Genomic DNA, 18,820 nt, shown 5'->3' on the forward strand with positions numbered 1-18,820 from the left:
AATTGTTGCATTTATTGATTGCTGCATTGGAATTTTTGATTATCTTTGCACTCTTAAAATATTTAACTGGGACGAGTTCCCGTAAAATTCAAACATTATGTCAGTAAAAATCAGATTACAAAGACACGGTAAAAAAGGTAAGCCTTTCTTCCACATCGTGGTTGCAGATTCTAGAGCAAGAAGAGATGGTAGATTCATCGAAAAACTAGGAACTTACAACCCAATTACTAACCCTGCAACTATTGATTTGAACATTGATGCTGCTGTAAAGTGGTTAAACAATGGTGCTCAACCAACTGATACTGCAAGAGCAATCCTTTCTTACAAAGGTGCCCTTTACAAAAAACACTTACAAGGTGGTGTTGCTAAAGGAGCTTTTGATGAGGCTGAAGCTGAAAAAAGATTCAATGCTTGGGTAGAAGCTAAAGATTCAAAAGTACAAGGTAAAGTAGAAGGTTTGGCAACTGCTAAAGCAGACGCTAAAAAAGCTGCTTTTGATGCTGAAACTAAAGTAAACGAGGGTAGAATTGCTGCTGCTAACCTAGCTGCAGCGGATGCTAAAGCTGCTGAAGAAGCTGCAAACGCACCTGCTGAAGAAACTACGGAAGGAGAAGCACCTGCTGCTGAGTCTGCTGAAGAAAACACTGAAGCTTAAAAACAAAACCGTATGCGTAAAGAAGATTGCTATTTACTAGGAAAAATCACACGCAGACACGGACTTGCGGGAAATGTTATCCTTAAACTGGATACCGATCAGCCCGAGCTTTACAATAAACTGGAATCAATATTCGTTGAAATCAACGGACTATTGGTTCCTTTTTTTATTGAAAGGTCATCATGGAGCAAATTAGATGCTCTGAATATTTCCTTTAAAAATTCTACAGAAGCTTTGGTAGACCAATCTTTAGGCAAAGATGTTTACCTACCCCTGACTTCTCTTCCAAAACTTTCAGGAAAACAATTTTACTATCACGAAATCATCGGATACAGCATCCTTGACGAAAATGATAATGACTGTGGTGTTATCAGATCGGTAAATGATCAGACGGCCCAGGTGTATTTCGTTACGAATCTTGATGGAAAAGAAGTAGTAATTCCTATGATCAAAGATTGGATCCTAGAAGTGAACAGGGATGAAAGATTCATTAAAATGCAGCTTCCTGAAGGTCTTATTGATGTTTTTCTGGTTCCGTCTAAAAAAGACGAGTAATCTTATTTATCACTTTTCAGATAATAGATCTGAAATTTCCCCTCTTTTACATTACTTACTAAAAAATATTTTCCTGTTGCGGTCCTTATAGGATCCGACGTAATTATTTTGGTATGGTCCACTTTGGTAGAAATCGATTTATTGCCAAGTTTTACATCATAATAATACATATATATAGGATTATAGCCGAACGATCCTACAAAGTGATTTCCGGTACTGAACCATTGATTGCCCGAGACGATCTTATCCTTTATTTTGAAAAATAAAGGATCCCTGTTTTCCTTCCGGATGTCGGCTGAAAAGATATTCTCTTTCTGGGAAAGCTTTATCTTAGGATGAAGCGTTATATATAAAGGATCATCTTCTTCAGAGAATTTTTCAAGGGATTTCAGAACATTTGAAGAAATAAAATAGGGATCTTCCTGTTCAGGGTTGCCTAGGTAATTGTCTCTATAATCTGCATAATTCAAAATTCCTGTTCTTACTTCATCTGAGACTAACAGAATCTTATCCGTCTTATCCAAAATCATTTGTTGAAAAGCAGATTTTTCAGCCACTATTTTTCTTAATAAGGCAGAATCTTTTTCAGGTTCTCCTGTATGAAAGAGATGCTCATATTTTTTATGATATCATCCGTATCATAAAAAGGCAGAATTTTTTATGACAGAAATCCGGAGCGATATATTTCCGGTTATTGGCATATAGGTTACCTCTATCATCTATAAAAGCAAGATTATTGATATTCGGTATCTTGCTCCATTGTTCAGAAATAGTCAGCTTGCCTATTTATCTTCTTCTACATCTGTTTTGGGACTACAGCAAGATGATAATACGGTAAGCGATAAGATAAGCATGATCTTCTTAGTTTTTATTAAAGATACATTTTTTCCCATTCATCAAATCCGAAATTATATATTCGATATTTTTTAAGCATAACCTGTTACTCAATGATCGCCGGCAATACATATTCCTCCACTATTTTTTCCACCTGTACATGAGCATACGGTTTATTGTAGGCTTTTGCAGTAACAACAATCACAACAGGAATTTCTTTAAATACAATAATCTTATTTCCGCCATTTCCACTGGATTGGTACGATTCAAAACTTTTATTCCCGACTTTGTAAACTTTTCTCCAGAACAGATATCCATACCCTTCGAAGTCTTTATAACCAGTAAAATAATTAGTGAATGATTTCTTAATCCAGTTTTTATCTAAAATTCTTTTTCCATTCCAGGTTCCGTTGTTTTTATAAAGCTGTCCGAATTTGGCGAAATCCAAAGCATTCATGCGTAATCCGCCTGCCAGAGAAGGTTTTTGCTGAGGTGTTAACTGCCATTTATAATTCGTAATTCCTAAAGGTTGAAACAGCTTCTTATTGGCATAATTTTGTAATCCTTCAGGAATAGATATATCCAGGATATCTCCTGTCAAGACAACTCCGGCAGTAAAATAATTCCATATTTTACCTATTTTATTTTCTGTCATCGGTAAATCCAAAACAAATTTCACCCAATTCTCTGTCGGATACATATTTTCTTCATTTCCGGGAGAATCTTCATCCTGATCATTTCCATCAAAGCCGGAACTCATCGTAAGTAAACTTTTAATCGTAACGCTGTCTTTTTTAAAAGAATAATTACTGAATTTCTTTACATCATAAAATTCTTTCAGGCTCTGATTTTCATTTTTAATATAACCGTCTCTTATAGCAATTCCCATCAAAGCCGAAGAAAAAGACTTTCCAACAGAACGGGTGTCATGTAAACTGTCTCTTTTATAGCCATTAAAATATTCTTCTACCAAAAGTTTTCCATTTTTAATCACTACAATTCCTGTAATATCACGGAATCTGGTTTCTGCAATTTTTTGATTTAAAGCTTTGATCTTTTCCTTATCAAATTGTTCATCAGAAACTTTCCAATCCCTATCAGGCTGGATTTTTTGCACGGCAATTTGTTTCTCCGAAATGGTTTTATGAGGAACAGTTAAGTGAATTTCACCGGCGGCAATTATGTTTCCTACTTTTACTGATGAAGTTTTTAAGTAAGGCCTGATTTCAATCTTTATCGTATGATTTCCTTCATTCATAGCATCAGTTCCGCCATGAGCCAGATAAAATCTCATCCACATATATTTTCCCCAGGAATCTTCATTTTTTGAACTGAGAAACGGAATTCTAAAGGTTGTTTTAAACTTTTTACTGTCTGCAGTTCCGGCTCCTGAGTTTAGATTTTCTGTATATATTAATTTTCCGTCGACAATAAAACTGAACTGATAATTTCCTTTTTTAAGCAAGTCATCAGCGGATAAAGAAGAATCAAGCTGATGTAAGTAATTCACCAAAGAATTATCCATAAAAACCCGGATATCGAAATCTTTATCTTCCTGAAACACCATCGTTTCGGCAAGGTCAGTTTCTTTGAGATTTTCCAAAGGAGTCACTTTATCTAAAAAAACAATTTTGTTTAAATGGTTTTTCTGAACAGAATGATCAATCCTTTCAGGTTCAACGATATTTTGGCTGAAAGAAAAGCCAGAAATGAAAATAAGGATAAATAAAAGGATTGTTTTCATAGTACTATTTTATCAGCATAAAAGTAAGCCTCTGCTGTGATAAAAAATAGAATGGAATTAACGTTTACGATTTTCCATAAATGATAAGCCGTAATTTTCTGTACAATTAATTGTATCGTTACATCAGATTTATTTCAAAATATTTCTATATTTCAAAGGAGTAATTCCCATATTATCTTTAAAGCATCGGATAAAATGGCTCTGATCAGAAAAACCGCATTCTAAAGCCACTTCAGATAAAGATTCGTATTGATTTAAAATGGTTAGTGATTTCTCAACTTTTAATTTTCTTACATATTCGCCTAAATTACATTGAAAGTATTTCTGAAAGTCTCTGCTTAAATGAACGGGATGAATGTCCAGTACTTTTGAAATTTCATGCAGGCTTAACTTTTCCGTAAAGGTTTCATGAAGGATTTCATGTGCTTTTTTTACCCAGGCAGGTTTCTTTTCCGAATTGTTTTTTTGATTGGATAACTGACTGAAAATATTTACTAATAATTGATTGACAGTTAGTGCAAAAGAATCATCATTTAATTTTGTTTCTTTAAAAATCTGATATGTCAGTAATTTTAATGAGGGATTTTTAATATTAAAACTTCCTTCAATTGTATCTTTAGAAAGCTGAAAATTTTGAAACCAGCTTTCTGTAATTTCAATGTGAAAACCTCGTGTAAAAACCTCTGGCTTTAGGTTGTAATGAGCATCTTCCCAATGATGGTATAATAAGGTCCCGGCTGAACAGTCATAACTTTCCTTTTTGTTTCCCTCTATCATATTTCCCTGTAACAGAAACGTAAAATACGGATTTTCGTGGTAATGCCAATCGACAAAAGAATGCGTGTATTCCGTATCTGTAAAAGTTAAACCCTCGAATTTGAGGGTTTCGTTTGTTTGTCCGAAAAATTCACCGTTATGCAGGTTTTTCATCTTATAGGTTTTGGTTTAAATTTTCAATCTGCCGATACATTTTATTGAAAAATATTTTCCTGTCCCGGTTTCCTGAGGTGTTTAGTGATTTTGAATTTTTAATCTGGTGTTCAAAATAGTTCAGGGTTTCATGGCAGGTTTTAGGATCATTCATCAAAACATATCCGAACATATTGGTGGGCAAAGCGAAAAGCGACTGTTGCGGATGGTGAAAAAAGATGTCATTGGAAAGTTGCATCAACTCATTTTCATATAAATGAAACTTCGGATGGCTTTCCGTCTTTTGCTCAATATATTCTATTAATTCTTTAAGTTCATCAAGAATAATTTTCGCTTCATTCTTTTGTAACAGTCCGGTGTCATAATAAAAAGAAATCTGCTGCAGAATGCTGGAAACGGTCATGTCATTCCATAATTCCACCACATTTTGTGCTTCATATTTTTTCTTTAGCTCTTTGGTGTCTGTTTCAAAGTATGGCGGAGAAAAATGAAGGAATGGTCTGAAAACCTGTTTCGCATTCAGCAGATTCATCCAGACATAAATTTTAAAACGGGAAAGCAGAGTGCCTGAAAGCGTATAAAAAAACGGGATATCTTTAGCTGAATAATAAATCGTCATTTCATCAGAAAGAGGTAGGTTTTCAAAGATGCTGAGGTTATTCGCGAAAAAAGACTGGAGATCTTCTGTCTGGATCACTGCCGAAGTTTTTTGCACTAAAATCTGATGCTCCGAAGTCAGAAACTGATCCAAAGAAATCTGGTAATATTTTGCCAGTTCCACTGCTTCTTTAAAACTGAATTTTGCTTTTAATGAAGTTCTTCTGTGCGCTGCATCATAGCTTATGTTCAAAATGTTGGCAACTTCATCATTCAAAGATTTTTCTCCGATCTTCTTACGAATTTCTCTGAGCAAAAGGTTCTCATACATGTTTTGCGATTTTCACAAATGTATTGATTTATTTTAATTTCTTTTCACATTTAGTTTTGTGATTTCTGCAGATAATTTTGAGGTATAATTTTAAAAATAGATGCTATGAAAAAGTCTGTTATTATTTCAGTATTAGTTTTAATGCTTACCTCCTGTGTCAGTTTTGAACGGAAAACAATTAAAGATGATCTGTCAATTATCACAGAACAAAATATTTCGATGATTGACGGGCAATATGAGTTTAAAGGATATGAACATGTAAATGCCGGAAATAAGAAATCTTTGGAGACAAGAGATTTTGCAGGAATGATGGCCTTAAAAAATACCGGAATTGCCGATTGTGATAAAGTGATTATACAATCGACTTCTCTGAAGAAAAAAAGAACGTATGAATTTGATTTTAAATTGTCGAAGAATGATTCTGTAAAATATGCATTTAAATATCAGGGAAAACTTAAAAATGGACTGGTTACACTAAGTAATTATACTTCAAAATGTCATGGAATTCCTTTCTTATTTGGAGGTTGTCAAAGTTTTCAAAGCAGAATTGGTCTTACAGATCAGAAAAATCTTCTGATTCAGGATTATTATGATAATTCTGGAGCAGCTTTACTCATTATGTGGGCAGGCTATACAATTAATTATGCTGAAAAGTTTAAAAGAATTCAATAAAATTACCATGAAAATAATACCCTATATTTTAATTGCCACCAGATTTCTATTGGCTCCCATCATTATTATTCTTGCTTATTTCAAAGGTTCAGAATCCCGATTTTTAATTTTAAGTTTAATGTATCTCGGATTAATAACAGATGTTTTTGACGGAATTATCGCCAGAAAAGTTGGCGTTTCATCTGAAAAACTGAGACGGATGGACAGTCAGACCGATCTGGTTTTCTGGCTTTCTCTGGGATGTGCTTCCTATTTTTTACATCCTGAATTAATAAAAAGCGAATGGGAAGGAATTGTTTTAATCTTTGTTATGGAGGCATTTTGTTATCTCATCAGCTTTCTGAAATTCGGAAAAGAAACCTGTACCCATGCCTTTCTGTCAAAAATGTGGGGACTGAGCCTTTTGATTGCATTTACCTATTTAATAGGCTTTCAACAGGCAGGCTGGGCTTTTTATCTGGCCATAGGCTTAGGGCTTATTTCCCATATGGATGTTATTCTTATTGTTTTGCTGCTTCCGAAATGGCAATATGATGTTCCCAGTTCCTATCATGCCTGGAGGATCCGCAACGGCAGATCAAGAAAAAAGACGGTTTTCTTCAATTAAATCCTGTATAAACAGTTTTCTTGATTAAATAATTGATAAATGATTTTGTAAAAGCACAGCGCAATCATCATATTGCGCTGTTTTTTTGTAACTTTGCAAACATTAATTTTTATATAAAAATTTATTATCAGCACATGAAAAAGCAGACGATTAAAGAAGTCCTACAGGATTATAAGAAAGTATTACATCATGACATTACGGTTTACGGTTGGGTAAGAGCATTCCGTTCAAATCGCTTCATTGCGCTTAATGATGGTTCTACGATTAATAATTTGCAGATCGTTGTTGATTTTGAAAATTTCGACGAAGAAATTATTAATAAAATAAGTACGGCAGCTTCTTTGAAAATAGTGGGTGAAGTGGTGGAAAGCCAGGGAGCCGGACAAACCGTTGAGCTTATCGCTAAAAAGATTGTTATTTTAGGGGATAACTTTACAGAAGAAAGGGACAAAACGATTCTTCAGCCTAAAAAGCACTCGCTGGAAGTGTTGAGAGAACAGGCCCACCTGAGATTCAGAACCAACTTATTTGGAGCGGTTTTCAGAGTGCGTCATGCGGTAAGCTTTGCCATTCATTCATTCTTTAACCAGAAGCAGTTCTTTTATATCAATACACCTGTAATCACCGGAGCTGATGCCGAAGGTGCAGGGGAAATGTTCGGAGTAACAAATTTTGATTTAAATAACATTCCGAGAAATGAGCAGGGCGATATTGACTTTGTCCAGGATTTTTTCGGTAAGAAGACCAACTTAACGGTTTCGGGACAGCTGGAAGGAGAAACAGCAGCGATGGGATTGGGAAGGATTTATACTTTCGGGCCTACGTTCCGTGCAGAAAATTCCAACACGACAAGGCACCTTGCCGAATTCTGGATGATTGAGCCGGAGGTAGCGTTCAACAACCTTGAAGATAATATCGATCTTGCAGAAGATTTCTTAAAATATGTCATTCAGTATGTTTTAGACCACTGTAAAGATGATCTTGATTTCCTTGATAAACGTTTTGCAGAAGAACAAAAAACAAAGCCGGAAAAAGAAAGAGCTAAAGAAGGACTTATTGAGAAACTTGAAAATGTAGTGGCCAAACGTTTCAAAAGAGTTTCTTATACGGAAGCTATTGAGATTTTATTAAATTCAAAAGAAAATAAAAAAGGTAAGTTCCAGTATCCTGTAGAAAACTGGGGAACCGATCTTCAGTCTGAGCACGAACGATACCTGGTTGAGAAACATTTTGAAAGCCCGGTTGTTTTATTCGATTATCCAAAAGAGATTAAAGCGTTCTACATGAAACTGAATGATGACAATAAGACAGTGGCGGCGATGGATGTTCTTTTTCCCGGAATCGGTGAAATTATCGGTGGTTCCGAACGTGAAGCAAGATTAGACGTATTGAAGCAAAAAATGTCAGAAATGCATGTCGATGAACATGAGCTCTGGTGGTATATGGATACCCGTAAATTCGGTTCCGTACCACATGCAGGATTTGGATTGGGATTGGAAAGATTGGTTCTTTTTGTAACGGGAATGACCAATATAAGAGATGTCATCCCATTTCCAAGGACTCCGAAAAATGCTGAATTTTAGATAAAAAAAGCCTTACACATTAATGTAAGGCTTTTTATTTAATGTAAATCGTCATTATTACTGCATCTATAGTACAAAAATCGTGCTAAAATGTTATTTTTTCAAAATTATTTATTAAATTCGTGGCACATGTTATGTTAACACCATCTAGTAAAATATGCTTAAACAACACTTACAACTCAAATTAGGACAAAAGCTGGCCCCTCAACAGATTCAATTGATGAAGCTGATCCAGCTCCATACTCTGGAATTTGAGGAGGAACTTGAGAGAGAATTAGAAGAAAATCCTGCTCTGGAAATTGCAAAAGAAGAATCTAAGGAGGATGAGTATTCTTCATTGGAAGAATCTTTCGAGAGCGAAGGTACAGATAGTATTGAAACTGATTTTGATGTTGACCAATATCTTTATGATGACGAGCCGACGTATAAGACGGCATCCAGCAACTATTCTCCTGATGACGAAGAATTTGACAATGAGAGCCTCTTAACGGAAGGGCAGTCTCTGTATGATTACCTGCTGGAGCAGATCCGCCTGATCAATATAAGTACTGAGGACGAAAAAATTGCAGAATATCTTATCGGAAATCTTGATACGGACGGTTATTTAAGAAGAGAAATAAAATCAATTGTTGACGACCTTGCATTTTCGCAGGGCATCTATACAACAAAGGAAAAAATTGAAGATATTCTTGAAAATTACGTTCAAAAGCTGGATCCGCCGGGAGTAGGTGCCCGAGGACTTCAGGAATGCCTGCTGTTGCAGATTGAAAAAAAGGTGAGTGCCAATAAAGCGGTTTCTCTGGCTGCCAATATTCTTCGGTATCAATTTGATGCATTGACGAATAAGCATTATAACAAGATCATCCAGAAGTACGATATCGAAGAAGAAGACCTGAAAGATGCGTTGGAGGAAATTTCTAAATTATCACCCAAAGTGGGCGGAAATTTTGATACCCAGACCATTACCATCAACCAGGAAATTATTCCGGATTTTGTTATTCAGGTAAAAGACGGTCAGGTTATTCCTATGCTGAATAGCAAAAATGCACCTACTTTAAGGGTTTCGGAAGAATATAAAGATATTTTAACCACTTATTCTCACGATAAAAACTCTTCCGAGCATAAGCAGGCGGCATTATTTATCAAACAAAAGCTCGATGCTGCAAAATGGTATATTGATGCGATCAATCAACGTCAGAATACTTTATTGCAGACCATTACCGCTATTGTGAAATTTCAGAAAGATTACTTTATTACTGGCGACGAGAAATCTTTACGACCGATGATCCTTAAAGATATTGCAGATATTACCGGTTTTGATATTTCTACCATATCAAGAGTTGTAAAAAGTAAATACGCAGATACTTCAAATGGTATTATTTACTTAAAAGATCTTTTCTCAGACAGTCTGACAAATGATGACGGAGAAGAAGTTTCTACAAAAGAGATCAAAATGCATCTGCAGGAAGTGATCAATAAGGAAAATAAAAGAAAGCCTTTAACGGATGATGCATTGGTCATAATCCTAAAAGAACAGGGGTATAATATTGCAAGAAGAACGATTGCCAAATACCGTGAACAACTCAATATTCCGGTGGCGAGGCTTAGAAAAGAACTCTAAATAGTATAAAAAGAAGCATTTCATATCGAAATGCTTTTTTATTTTAGCCTAGTATAATATTTTATTATCGCGAAAGCTCTGATTGAAATTCTTGTCTTTCTGCTATATCTCCTGTGAATCTATTTCTTTTAATTGCTTTAAGTTTCTGTCCAGCTTTTTAATAATGATCCCATACACAACCCTGTAATACAGCCAGACGATCAGCACTGTAAAAACGGTACTGATGATAAGTCCTGCTATAAATCCTACAATTGTCGAATTGGTAACTTCTATATTTTGGGTGTTGATAATATAAAAGGCAAAGACGGTAAATATGGAAGTAAAAGTAATTAATAGAGCAATATTAATTAAAATGAAAGCATTAACGGTTTTCTTAAACTGGATGATTTTAAGAATAAACCGTTTCAGGTTTTCCTCAATTTTTATGCCTTTATAGTTTTGGTAGAACTTATAGACGAAATAGGCTGTTATCGATAAGCTCAGTATTTTTATGGTAAGGTAAATATGATCAAAAGTCATTTCTAACTCAGATGTTTTTTGGATGCCCAGCTTTTCAAGAATATTAATGATTGAATTAGATTCATTGCCCTGTATAATATAGAATAATCCGATCAGTGTAAAGCATAAAAATTCTGCCACACTGATCCAGAAGATATATTTCACGTAGTTCCGTGATTTTCTATTCAACATCTGGAGAATCTCATGGCTGTCGTACTTCTGTTGAACAGGCTGTTCCTGCCATGTTTTCTTAAAGCTGTCTAAATCAAACTCAGGCATATTTTTCCATCTGTTCTTTAAGGGTTTTCTTTAATCTGTTCATTTTTACACGGGCATTTACTTCGGTAATTCCGAGGTTTTCTGCAATATCTCTGTAAGGCAGGTCGTCCAGATACATCATGACAATTGCTCTTTCTACATTGGGAAGGGTCTTTATTACCGTATACAAAAGCGATACCTGCTGCTGTTTTTCGTCATCATCTTCTATATAGTCCGTATAATTAACATCGAGTTCGTTCGTAGGAAGGCTTTTGCTTTTCTTTCTGAAGAGAGTAATGGCTGTATTGAGAGCGACGCGGTACATCCAGGTAGAAATTTTAGAATTCCCTTTAAATGAATCATAACTTCTCCACAACTGAAGGACAATTTCCTGGAAAAGATCTTCTTCATCTTCCAGAGAATTGGTATATAAACGCGAAACTTTGATAATCAGACCCTGATTATCCTTAATAAGCTGCGCAAATTCCTTTTCTTTTGAAGTCAATGCTGGTGTAATAAACTAGGCACGAAGATAATAATATAATGTAACAATTTAAAAATTTAACAGCGTAACAATTTTAAAAATCAGAAATTTATTCTAATTGGTAAATTGTTACACTGATTCATTGTTATATTTAATTATCTTTGCAGCCACGAGAAAGTCGGCCTGTTGATTCTTGTTTCGGCAAGGGTAGGAAAGTCCGGACACCATAGAGCAGCAAAGCGGATAACATCCGTCACCCGTGAGGGTAGGACAAGTGCAACAGAAAGCAGGTACAGTTCGGCTGTAGTGAAACCAGGTAAACTCTTTGCGGTGCAATGATAAGTATATCGGTTCTTTTCAGCAATGAAAATAGGGGCGGCTCGTCCTGAAAGCCGAGGGGTAATCAGCTCAAGTTTTGCAGCAATGTAAAACGCAGATAAATAACAGGCACTTTTTAGAAAGTACAAAATCCGGCTTACAGATTTTCTCGTGGTTTTTAATATAAATTATTTTTTCTTTTTAAAATATATATTCCTGTAATTATTGTTGCTAAACCTATTGCTGTATAGATCAAATTATTAGAATTATTTTGAATACTTTCATCTTTATAGTAATAGTTGAACGAATATATCATAAAGTTTGAAACGGAATGAAAAATAATAGAATATTCAATTCTTCTGGTTTCCAGAAATACCATTCCTAAACCTATTCCAAAAATAAAAATTTGAAAAAAAGACCCTAAATCTCTATGATAGAGGGAAAATAAAACACTAGCACTAATTACTGCAAATATATAAGAATATCTTTTAGCCAAGTTTTCCTGAATAAACTTTCTAAAGAATAGTTCTTCAACTAATGGTGCTACTAAACACCCTTTTACCAATCTAATTACAAAATAAGAAAAAGGTATATTTCCTCCGTTCTTATTTCCCATAACATTCGTTTTAAAAATAATATCCTGAATATTGTTAAAGCCATATTGAAAAAAAATATCTCCAAATACAAATAAAATTAGAACAATGAAAATGTAAATATTAACAGGAACCTTCTTTAAAGAAAGTTCTTCTTTGGAAAAAAATATTTTTTTTATAATAAGAAAAGAAAATGTTTGTGCTACTATATTCGTAAATATCTGATAAAATTTATATTGATAATGGCCTAAATTCATAAACAATTTTAAAATGTCTAGTAGAGAATAAATTAGCGTACTAAAAAATGCTAATATTATTGATACTATAATTGCTTTCCAAATTGTCATATTTTATTTATTCACTTTCCAGTTGTTTTTTAGCTTCTTTCAAACCGAGTTTATCTTCTTCGGATAATATGGGATATTTCAAATCCATTTTTTCCAGAGCGTCAATAATGACCTGTATGGCAGCAACCCGTGCAAACCACTTGTTGTCTGCGGGAATGACAAACCATGGGGCATGATCTTTCGAGGTTTCATTAATGGCTGTTTCATAGCAATCCATGTACTGATCGAATAAGGCTCTTTCAGGAAGGTCTGCAGCTGAAAATTTCCAGTTTTTTTCCTGTTCGTCAATTCTGTCGATCAGCCTTTTCTTCTGCTCATTTTTAGATACATTTAAAAATATTTTGACAATGGTTGTTCCGTTTTGGGTAAGATGTTTCTCAAAATTCCTGATGCTTTCATAGCGGTTTTCCCAGAATGTTTTATCAAAATCTTTAACAGACTTCCATGTTTTTTCATTTAAATTATATTCGGGATGTACCTTACAGACCAGTACACTTTCATAGTGTGACCGGTTGAAAATCCCGATCATGCCTTTCTGGGGCAAAGCCAGATAATGCCTCCACAAAAAGTCATGAGAATATTCACGGGAGCTTGGTGTCTTAAAACTTGTTACATTGCATCCCTGTGGGTTTACGCCACCGAAAACATGTTCTATCATACTGTCTTTTCCAGCCGCATCCATGGCCTGCAGAACTACCAGAAGAGATTTGCTGCCATCTGCATACAATCTTTCCTGTAATTCCCTGAGCTTTTCTTTTTCCTGAATGAGCAATTGCGTGCCTTCTTCTTTAGTTAGTTTTCCTTTATATTCCGTTAAAGCTTTCTTGATTGAAAATTTTCCTTTGACTAAAAAGTCGTCTGAGAAATTGGTATCCATTTTTTAATTAAATATTTAAGATTTGGTTTAATCCAGAACCTACAATATAAATATAATAAAAAAACCGCCTCAAACGAGACGGTTTCTTTATTTTTTCGAGTAGAGATTACTTCACTGCAGCCACTTTTTTAGCCTGCTTCGCTGCTTTTTTGTCAGCTTTAGCTTTAGCTTTCAATTCAGCAGGAGTTAAAGGTTTTGGATCCGGAGCGTTCGGATCTACGTTTCCTTTGATGAAGATTACGGTTCTGTTGTTAACAGGGTCGTTAGAAAATACTTCGATTGATTTATTAAATCCTCCGTTGATCGCTGTGTTATAACCTACTTTAATCTGAGCAGATTTTCCAGGCATAATAGGATCTGTCTTAAATTCAGGAGTTGTACATCCGCAAGATGCTTTTACATTAGACAGTATCAAAGGCTTATCACCGGTGTTGGTTACCGTGAAGAATCTTGTACCGTCTGAGCTTGGTTTGATTGTACCGTAATCATAAGTGGTTTTATCAAACGTGATGGTTTGTGCAGATGCAAATGCAAATGTTCCGAATAATGCAATCCCTGCAATTAATTTTTTCATATTCTTGAATATTAAATATGTTGTTAGATAAATTTTGAGAAACAAAGTTAAAAATTATTTTAATTCATACTCAAAATTTTTTTTCTTTAGACTATTTTTGCAAATTGTAAAGTAAAGTAATAGAATTTATGCAGATTTCAGAAAAGTACAATCCACAGGAAACAGAGCAGAAGTGGTACAATTACTGGTTGGAAAACAAATACTTCCATTCAGAACCGAATAACAAGCCGCCTTACACGATTGTCATTCCTCCGCCAAATGTTACGGGAATCCTGCACATGGGACATATGCTGAATAACACCATTCAGGATGTTCTTGTCCGCCGTGCAAGAATGCAGGGCTTCAATGCCTGCTGGGTTCCGGGTACGGATCATGCTTCCATTGCTACGGAAGCGAAGGTGGTTGCCAAACTGAAATCTGAAGGAATCAATAAATCTGATATTACCCGGGAAGAGTTTTTAAAGCATGCCTGGGAATGGACTGATAAATATGGTGGAACTATTTTGGATCAGCTGAAGAAACTGGGATGTTCATGTGACTGGGACAGAACCCGGTTTACCATGGAAGAGAAGCTTTCCCAACAGGTTATAAAAAGTTTTGTTGATTTATATAACAAGGGTCTGATCTACAGAGGATACCGGATGGTTAACTGGGATCCAGAAGCAAAGACCAATATCTCTGATGAAGAAGTTATTTTCAAAGAGCAGAACGGGAAACTGTATTTTCTGAAATATGCTATTGAAGGATCAGAAGAATTCCTTTCTGTGGCGACAACGCGTCCCGAGACCATTTTCGGGGATACTGCCGTTTGTATTAATCCGGATGACGAAAGATATGCTCACCTGAAAGGCAAAAAAGTTATTGTACCGATTGTCAACCGTGTAATTCCTATTATTGAAGATGAATATGTGGATATTGAATTCGGAACAGGTGCTTTGAAAATTACACCGGCCCATGATGTAAATGATTATGAAATCGGGCAAAAGCATAATCTTCAGATGATTGATGCTTTGGATGATGACGGAAATCTGAATGATTATGGTTTGCATTATGCCGGAAAAAACAGGTTTGATGTAAGAAAGCAGATTGCGAAAGAGCTGGAAGAAAAAGATCTTTTATTAAAAGCAGAAGATTATGTAAATAAAGTAGGAACTTCTGAAAGAACAGGTGCGGTAATCGAACCTAAAGTTTCGGTTCAGTGGTTCCTGAAAATGTCTGAAATGGCAAAACCGGCATTGGATGTCGTAATGGATGATGAGGTAAAGTTTTATCCCGAAAAGTTTAAAAACACTTACAGGCACTGGATGGAAAATATCCGTGACTGGAATATCTCCCGTCAGCTTTGGTGGGGACAGCAGATTCCTGCGTTCTATTATGGAGAAGGAGAAAATGATTTCGTTGTTGCTGAAAATATTGCTGATGCCTTAACTTTAGCAAAAGAAAAATCCCAGAATCCGGATCTTCAAATTTCGGATCTTCGACAGGATGAAGATGCTCTTGATACTTGGTTCTCATCCTGGTTATGGCCGATGTCCGTTTTTGACGGTGTGCTGGATCCTGAAAATAAGGACATTAATTATTACTATCCGACTTCTGACTTGGTAACAGGTCCGGATATTATTTTCTTCTGGGTAGCGAGAATGATTATGGCAGGATTGGAGTACAGAAAAGAAGTTCCGTTTAAAAATGTTTATTTCACAGGAATCGTAAGAGATAAGCAGAGAAGGAAGATGTCAAAATCTCTTGGAAATTCACCGGATCCTTTGGAACTGATGGATAAATATGGGGCAGACGGAGTTCGTGTAGGGATTTTATTAAGTTCCGCAGCCGGAAACGACCTTCTTTTTGATGAAGATTTAATGCTTCAGGGAAGAAACTTTATGACAAAGATCTGGAGTGCATTCCGATTGATCAACATGTGGAATCACGAAGATAAGCCTGCGAATATTGCAGACGTACAGGCGATTGAATGGTTTGAACAGAAGTTAAACAAAACGATTACAGAAATTGATCAGCAGTTTGAGAAATTCAGAATTTCTGATGCGCTGCATTTGATCTATAAACTGATCTGGGACGATTTCTGCGGATGGTACCTGGAAGCAATCAAACCAAATTACGGTGATGGAATTTCCAGGGAAGTGTATGGCAAAACCATTATTTTCTTTGAAGAACTGATGAAATTATTACATCCGTTTATGCCTTTTCAGTCAGAAGAAATCTGGCAGCTGATCTCTCAAAGAAATCTGGATGAAGCATTAATCATTGCTCAGCAGAAAAAGGCAGAAGCTTTCAGCGAAGAAATCATTAAAAACTTCGAAACAGCAGAAGAAATCATTTCGGGAATCAGGAACTACCGTCAGACGAAAGGCATCTCACCTAAAGAAACGGTTGAAGTATATACAAGTTCGGCCCAATTTGAAAATGAAGCAGTAATTAAAAAGTTAGCCAATGTTTCTGAAATTTATTTTGGCGAGAAAACTGATAAGCCGAGCTTTACGTTCTTAGTCGGGTCCACTGAAGTTTCTATTCCTTTAAGTGAAAACTTAGATCTTGGAGAAGAAAAAATCAAAACGGAAGAAGAAATAAAATACTTAAAAGGATTTTTGATTTCTGTTGACAAAAAACTTTCTAATGAAAAGTTCGTTGCCAATGCAAAGCCTGAAGTAGTGGAAGTGGAACGCAAAAAGCAGAAAGACGCCCAGGATAAAATTGCCATTTTGGAAGAGAAGCTGAAGAGTTTGTAATGGATCAGAAAGATAAAGTTGGAACATTCCGGGTCATGAGCAGTTTTACCATCAGAAGAAAAAAAGAGTTTTATCTGATTGGAGAATTGCTGGAAGGGAGTTTGAAGGTAGATTATTATATTAATGTTATTTTAAACACAACCTTGGCCGTGTCAGCAAAAATTTCTTCCATTGAAGAGATTGAAATTGAAAATGATTCCAAAATTTATCAATTGATTATTATAGAAAGTGAAGATGACGAACTAAATGATATTTTGTTCAGTCTGAATGTGGGAAACGAAAATATAGACATCACTTTAAATGGTAAAGATTAATTAAAATTAAATGACACACTTAGAAAATATAAAGAAACTATTCTCAAAGGATTTTGTAGAGAATCCTTTGCTGGAAAGTTTTGAAGTGGGAAAAGTTTATCTTTCCAGTGGGAAATTAGTGGCCTGTGATCCTGTCATTACCAATGATATGCAGCCTTTTACTACGGTGTTTCCAAAAGGAACGTTTTCTGTTTTGCTTCATAAAGAAAGGGAAAGCAATTGTGTGGCATATGCTGAAATTATATTCAGCAGCTCTGACGTTTCAGAATGGAAACTGGCAACAACGGAAGGACAGCAGACTAAAGATCTGGCAGAAGGTGAAATTTTTGGATATCCTGTGGAAAGTGGGATGGGATGTTTTATGGATGTTGAAACCCAAGAAAGCCTGAATGCACTTGAACAGAAACTGTATCACAGCAAAGGGGTGGATTTTATGGGAATTTATGAAGAGTTTTTTCATGAACATTTCTTTGATGAGAACGGGGCTATCGACCAGTATGCTTTTTTAAAGCCGTCTGAAGAAGAAGCTGGAACCATTTTTGCGTTTGAAACCGGATACGGTGAAGGTTTTTACGCAAGCTATATTGCTTATGATAAAAACGGAGCACCGGTAAAAATAATTACTGAGTTTATTGAAATCAGCTGATTATATGTAATATGGTCTGCAGTAAAATATGAATGATATTCAGCATAGAATAACAACGAATACGAAACGCAATGAATTTCTCATCCAGACAGCCAAAAATCATCGTAGTAGGAAGTTCCTCGATTGATCTTGTTTTAGAAACGGGAAAAGTTCCGTGCGGAAACGAAACCGTTATTGCCCGCAGTTCTGGAAGTTATTTCGGAGGCAAAGGAGCTAACCAGGCTATTGGAGCAGCCAGGTTAGGAGCTGATGTCTACTTTATCGGATGTGTTGGGATGGATGCTTTAGGCCAACAGGTTGTAAAAAATATGGTTAGCGAAAATGTCCATGTTGATTTTGTAGTTCAAACCGATCATGCAACAACAGGGACAGCTTACGTGACAACGTCAGACGGAAACGCTGCTATTGTCGTAGTGCCTGCAGCCAATAATCATTTAAGCATTGAACATGTTGAGGCAGCAGATGCACATTTTAATATGGCGGATCTCGTTCTTCTTCAGCTTGAAGTATCCATGGAAGTTATTGAATATACCGTCAGAAAAGCTAAAAAATATAATAAAAAGATTGGCTTATATGCTTCCCCTGCACAAAAATTAAGTACTGAGGTGCTGGAAGCTGCTGATTTCATTGTTGTAAAAAGCAATGAGCTTCATATTGTTTTTGGTGAAGATCAGAGAGAGGATATTCTTAAGAAATATTTTAATAAGCTTTTTGTCAGGGATGATATTAACTCTACCGTATATTTCGATGGAACAGAAATGAAATACTGCAGGAATGAGAATGAAAAAAATACTTACAAAATGGGGATGGGAGATGCTTTTACATCGGGATTTTCCATTGCATTATGCCACGGAAATTCTATTGAAGTATGTGTGAAATTCGGTAATGAGGTTTCATCCCGTGTGTCCGGTAAAAAAGGATCTCAGACGGGACTTCCCAGAGTATCTGATTTTTCTTAAGCTATTTTCCGCATATCAAAAAGATCAAAACTTAATCGGTAATACAATTTAAAATTCCACTTTTACAGTGGAATTTTTT

Annotated in this window: 19 protein-coding genes and 1 other RNA gene; 11 read left to right on the forward strand and 9 right to left on the reverse strand. The window is 35.6% G+C overall.

Features of this window, described 5'->3' with window-relative positions:
- Positions 1-97 precede the first annotated feature (97 nt).
- Positions 98-655, forward strand: coding sequence for a 30S ribosomal protein S16 (locus tag MKJ01_RS00870; protein ID WP_241610996.1), 558 nt, complete (start codon positions 98-100; stop codon positions 653-655).
- Positions 656-667: 12 nt separating this feature from the next.
- Positions 668-1,210 (forward strand): ribosome maturation factor RimM, encoded by a 543-nt coding sequence (rimM, locus tag MKJ01_RS00875; RefSeq protein ID WP_241610999.1) that lies wholly within the window; start codon positions 668-670, stop codon positions 1,208-1,210.
- Positions 1,211-1,212: 2 nt separating this feature from the next.
- Here rimM and MKJ01_RS00880 read toward each other — a convergent pair whose 3' ends face one another.
- From MKJ01_RS00880 to MKJ01_RS00895, 4 genes are all read right to left on the reverse strand, one after another.
- Positions 1,213-1,740: a hypothetical protein gene (locus MKJ01_RS00880; protein WP_241632411.1), complete on the reverse strand. Its 528-nt coding sequence runs from the start codon at positions 1,738-1,740 to the stop codon at positions 1,213-1,215.
- A gap of 410 nt (positions 1,741-2,150) precedes the next feature.
- A complete protein-coding gene (locus tag MKJ01_RS00885; RefSeq protein WP_241611003.1) occupies positions 2,151-3,788 on the reverse strand; it encodes a serine hydrolase in 1,638 nt (545 codons plus the stop codon).
- Between the two features lie 129 nt (positions 3,789-3,917).
- Positions 3,918-4,718, reverse strand: a complete 801-nt coding sequence (locus tag MKJ01_RS00890; RefSeq protein WP_241611005.1) for an AraC family transcriptional regulator — start codon at positions 4,716-4,718, stop codon at positions 3,918-3,920.
- Between the two features lies 1 nt (position 4,719).
- A complete protein-coding gene (locus tag MKJ01_RS00895) occupies positions 4,720-5,646 on the reverse strand; it encodes a hypothetical protein (RefSeq protein WP_241611007.1) in 927 nt (308 codons plus the stop codon).
- 105 nt (positions 5,647-5,751) lie between these two features.
- Here MKJ01_RS00895 and MKJ01_RS00900 point away from each other — a divergent pair, with 105 nt between their 5' ends.
- The 4 genes from MKJ01_RS00900 (at position 5,752) to rpoN (ending at position 10,129) form a co-directional block, all read left to right on the forward strand.
- The gene (locus MKJ01_RS00900; RefSeq protein ID WP_241611009.1) at positions 5,752-6,318 is read left to right on the forward strand and encodes a hypothetical protein; all 567 of its coding nucleotides are present in this window, start codon (positions 5,752-5,754) and stop codon (positions 6,316-6,318) included.
- 7 nt (positions 6,319-6,325) lie between these two features.
- Positions 6,326-6,925, forward strand: coding sequence for a CDP-alcohol phosphatidyltransferase family protein (locus tag MKJ01_RS00905; protein ID WP_241632424.1), 600 nt, complete (start codon positions 6,326-6,328; stop codon positions 6,923-6,925).
- 134 nt (positions 6,926-7,059) lie between these two features.
- A complete protein-coding gene (asnS, locus tag MKJ01_RS00910; RefSeq protein ID WP_241611013.1) occupies positions 7,060-8,508 on the forward strand; it encodes an asparagine--tRNA ligase in 1,449 nt (482 codons plus the stop codon).
- Positions 8,509-8,665: 157 nt separating this feature from the next.
- Positions 8,666-10,129: an RNA polymerase factor sigma-54 gene (gene rpoN, locus MKJ01_RS00915; protein ID WP_241611015.1), complete on the forward strand. Its 1,464-nt coding sequence runs from the start codon at positions 8,666-8,668 to the stop codon at positions 10,127-10,129.
- Positions 10,130-10,231: 102 nt separating this feature from the next.
- Here rpoN and MKJ01_RS00920 read toward each other — a convergent pair whose 3' ends face one another.
- The gene (locus tag MKJ01_RS00920) at positions 10,232-10,906 is read right to left on the reverse strand and encodes a hypothetical protein (protein WP_241611017.1); all 675 of its coding nucleotides are present in this window, start codon (positions 10,904-10,906) and stop codon (positions 10,232-10,234) included.
- Positions 10,899-11,390 (reverse strand): RNA polymerase sigma factor, encoded by a 492-nt coding sequence (locus MKJ01_RS00925; RefSeq protein ID WP_241611018.1) that lies wholly within the window; start codon positions 11,388-11,390, stop codon positions 10,899-10,901. The genes MKJ01_RS00920 and MKJ01_RS00925 overlap by 8 nt, the downstream gene beginning before the upstream one ends.
- 149 nt (positions 11,391-11,539) lie before the next feature.
- Between MKJ01_RS00925 and rnpB the strand changes: the two genes are divergently transcribed.
- An RNA gene (gene rnpB, locus MKJ01_RS00930) (RNase P RNA component class A) lies at positions 11,540-11,863 on the forward strand.
- A gap of 2 nt (positions 11,864-11,865) precedes the next feature.
- Here rnpB and MKJ01_RS00935 read toward each other — a convergent pair.
- The 3 genes from MKJ01_RS00935 to MKJ01_RS00945 form a co-directional block, all read right to left on the reverse strand.
- On the reverse strand, positions 11,866-12,627 hold the full coding sequence (locus tag MKJ01_RS00935) for a CPBP family intramembrane glutamic endopeptidase (RefSeq protein ID WP_241611019.1): 762 nt from the start codon (positions 12,625-12,627) through the stop codon (positions 11,866-11,868).
- A gap of 7 nt (positions 12,628-12,634) precedes the next feature.
- Positions 12,635-13,504: a polyphosphate kinase 2 family protein gene (locus MKJ01_RS00940; RefSeq protein ID WP_241611020.1), complete on the reverse strand. Its 870-nt coding sequence runs from the start codon at positions 13,502-13,504 to the stop codon at positions 12,635-12,637.
- Positions 13,505-13,610: 106 nt separating this feature from the next.
- Positions 13,611-14,078 carry a DUF1573 domain-containing protein gene (locus MKJ01_RS00945; protein ID WP_241611021.1) on the reverse strand — a complete coding sequence of 156 codons (468 nt, stop codon included), beginning with the start codon at positions 14,076-14,078 and terminating at the stop codon, positions 13,611-13,613.
- 128 nt (positions 14,079-14,206) lie between these two features.
- Here MKJ01_RS00945 and MKJ01_RS00950 point away from each other — a divergent pair, with 128 nt between their 5' ends.
- The 4 genes from MKJ01_RS00950 to MKJ01_RS00965 all read left to right on the forward strand — a co-directional run bounded on the left by MKJ01_RS00950 (position 14,207) and on the right by MKJ01_RS00965 (position 18,741).
- Positions 14,207-16,822, forward strand: coding sequence for a valine--tRNA ligase (locus MKJ01_RS00950; RefSeq protein WP_241611022.1), 2,616 nt, complete (start codon positions 14,207-14,209; stop codon positions 16,820-16,822).
- Positions 16,822-17,136, forward strand: a complete 315-nt coding sequence (locus tag MKJ01_RS00955; protein ID WP_241611023.1) for a hypothetical protein — start codon at positions 16,822-16,824, stop codon at positions 17,134-17,136. The genes MKJ01_RS00950 and MKJ01_RS00955 overlap by 1 nt, the downstream gene beginning before the upstream one ends.
- Before the next feature lie 10 nt (positions 17,137-17,146).
- Positions 17,147-17,782 carry a DUF4241 domain-containing protein gene (locus MKJ01_RS00960; RefSeq protein ID WP_241611024.1) on the forward strand — a complete coding sequence of 212 codons (636 nt, stop codon included), beginning with the start codon at positions 17,147-17,149 and terminating at the stop codon, positions 17,780-17,782.
- Between the two features lie 71 nt (positions 17,783-17,853).
- Positions 17,854-18,741, forward strand: coding sequence for a PfkB family carbohydrate kinase (locus tag MKJ01_RS00965; protein ID WP_241611025.1), 888 nt, complete (start codon positions 17,854-17,856; stop codon positions 18,739-18,741).
- Positions 18,742-18,820 lie beyond the last annotated feature (79 nt).

This window comes from Chryseobacterium sp. SSA4.19 (assembly GCF_022601875.1).
GTDB lineage: Bacteria > Bacteroidota > Bacteroidia > Flavobacteriales > Weeksellaceae > Chryseobacterium.

What these genes read in the sequence shown, in the direction of transcription:
- MKJ01_RS00870 (WP_241610996.1), top strand. Translation starts at nt 98, where the DNA reads ATGTCAGTAAAAATCAGATTACAAAGACACGGTAAAAAAGGTAAGCCT.
- rimM (WP_241610999.1), top strand. Translation starts at nt 668, where the DNA reads ATGCGTAAAGAAGATTGCTATTTACTAGGAAAAATCACACGCAGACAC.
- MKJ01_RS00880 (WP_241632411.1), bottom strand. Translation starts at nt 1,740, where the DNA reads ATGATTTTGGATAAGACGGATAAGATTCTGTTAGTCTCAGATGAAGTA.
- MKJ01_RS00885 (WP_241611003.1), bottom strand. Translation starts at nt 3,788, where the DNA reads ATGAAAACAATCCTTTTATTTATCCTTATTTTCATTTCTGGCTTTTCT.
- MKJ01_RS00890 (WP_241611005.1), bottom strand. Translation starts at nt 4,718, where the DNA reads ATGAAAAACCTGCATAACGGTGAATTTTTCGGACAAACAAACGAAACC.
- MKJ01_RS00895 (WP_241611007.1), bottom strand. Translation starts at nt 5,646, where the DNA reads ATGTATGAGAACCTTTTGCTCAGAGAAATTCGTAAGAAGATCGGAGAA.
- MKJ01_RS00900 (WP_241611009.1), top strand. Translation starts at nt 5,752, where the DNA reads ATGAAAAAGTCTGTTATTATTTCAGTATTAGTTTTAATGCTTACCTCC.
- MKJ01_RS00905 (WP_241632424.1), top strand. Translation starts at nt 6,326, where the DNA reads ATGAAAATAATACCCTATATTTTAATTGCCACCAGATTTCTATTGGCT.
- asnS (WP_241611013.1), top strand. Translation starts at nt 7,060, where the DNA reads ATGAAAAAGCAGACGATTAAAGAAGTCCTACAGGATTATAAGAAAGTA.
- rpoN (WP_241611015.1), top strand. Translation starts at nt 8,666, where the DNA reads ATGCTTAAACAACACTTACAACTCAAATTAGGACAAAAGCTGGCCCCT.
- MKJ01_RS00920 (WP_241611017.1), bottom strand. Translation starts at nt 10,906, where the DNA reads ATGCCTGAGTTTGATTTAGACAGCTTTAAGAAAACATGGCAGGAACAG.
- MKJ01_RS00935 (WP_241611019.1), bottom strand. Translation starts at nt 12,627, where the DNA reads ATGACAATTTGGAAAGCAATTATAGTATCAATAATATTAGCATTTTTT.
- MKJ01_RS00940 (WP_241611020.1), bottom strand. Translation starts at nt 13,504, where the DNA reads ATGGATACCAATTTCTCAGACGACTTTTTAGTCAAAGGAAAATTTTCA.
- MKJ01_RS00945 (WP_241611021.1), bottom strand. Translation starts at nt 14,078, where the DNA reads ATGAAAAAATTAATTGCAGGGATTGCATTATTCGGAACATTTGCATTT.
- MKJ01_RS00950 (WP_241611022.1), top strand. Translation starts at nt 14,207, where the DNA reads ATGCAGATTTCAGAAAAGTACAATCCACAGGAAACAGAGCAGAAGTGG.
- MKJ01_RS00955 (WP_241611023.1), top strand. Translation starts at nt 16,822, where the DNA reads ATGGATCAGAAAGATAAAGTTGGAACATTCCGGGTCATGAGCAGTTTT.
- MKJ01_RS00960 (WP_241611024.1), top strand. Translation starts at nt 17,147, where the DNA reads ATGACACACTTAGAAAATATAAAGAAACTATTCTCAAAGGATTTTGTA.
- MKJ01_RS00965 (WP_241611025.1), top strand. Translation starts at nt 17,854, where the DNA reads ATGAATTTCTCATCCAGACAGCCAAAAATCATCGTAGTAGGAAGTTCC.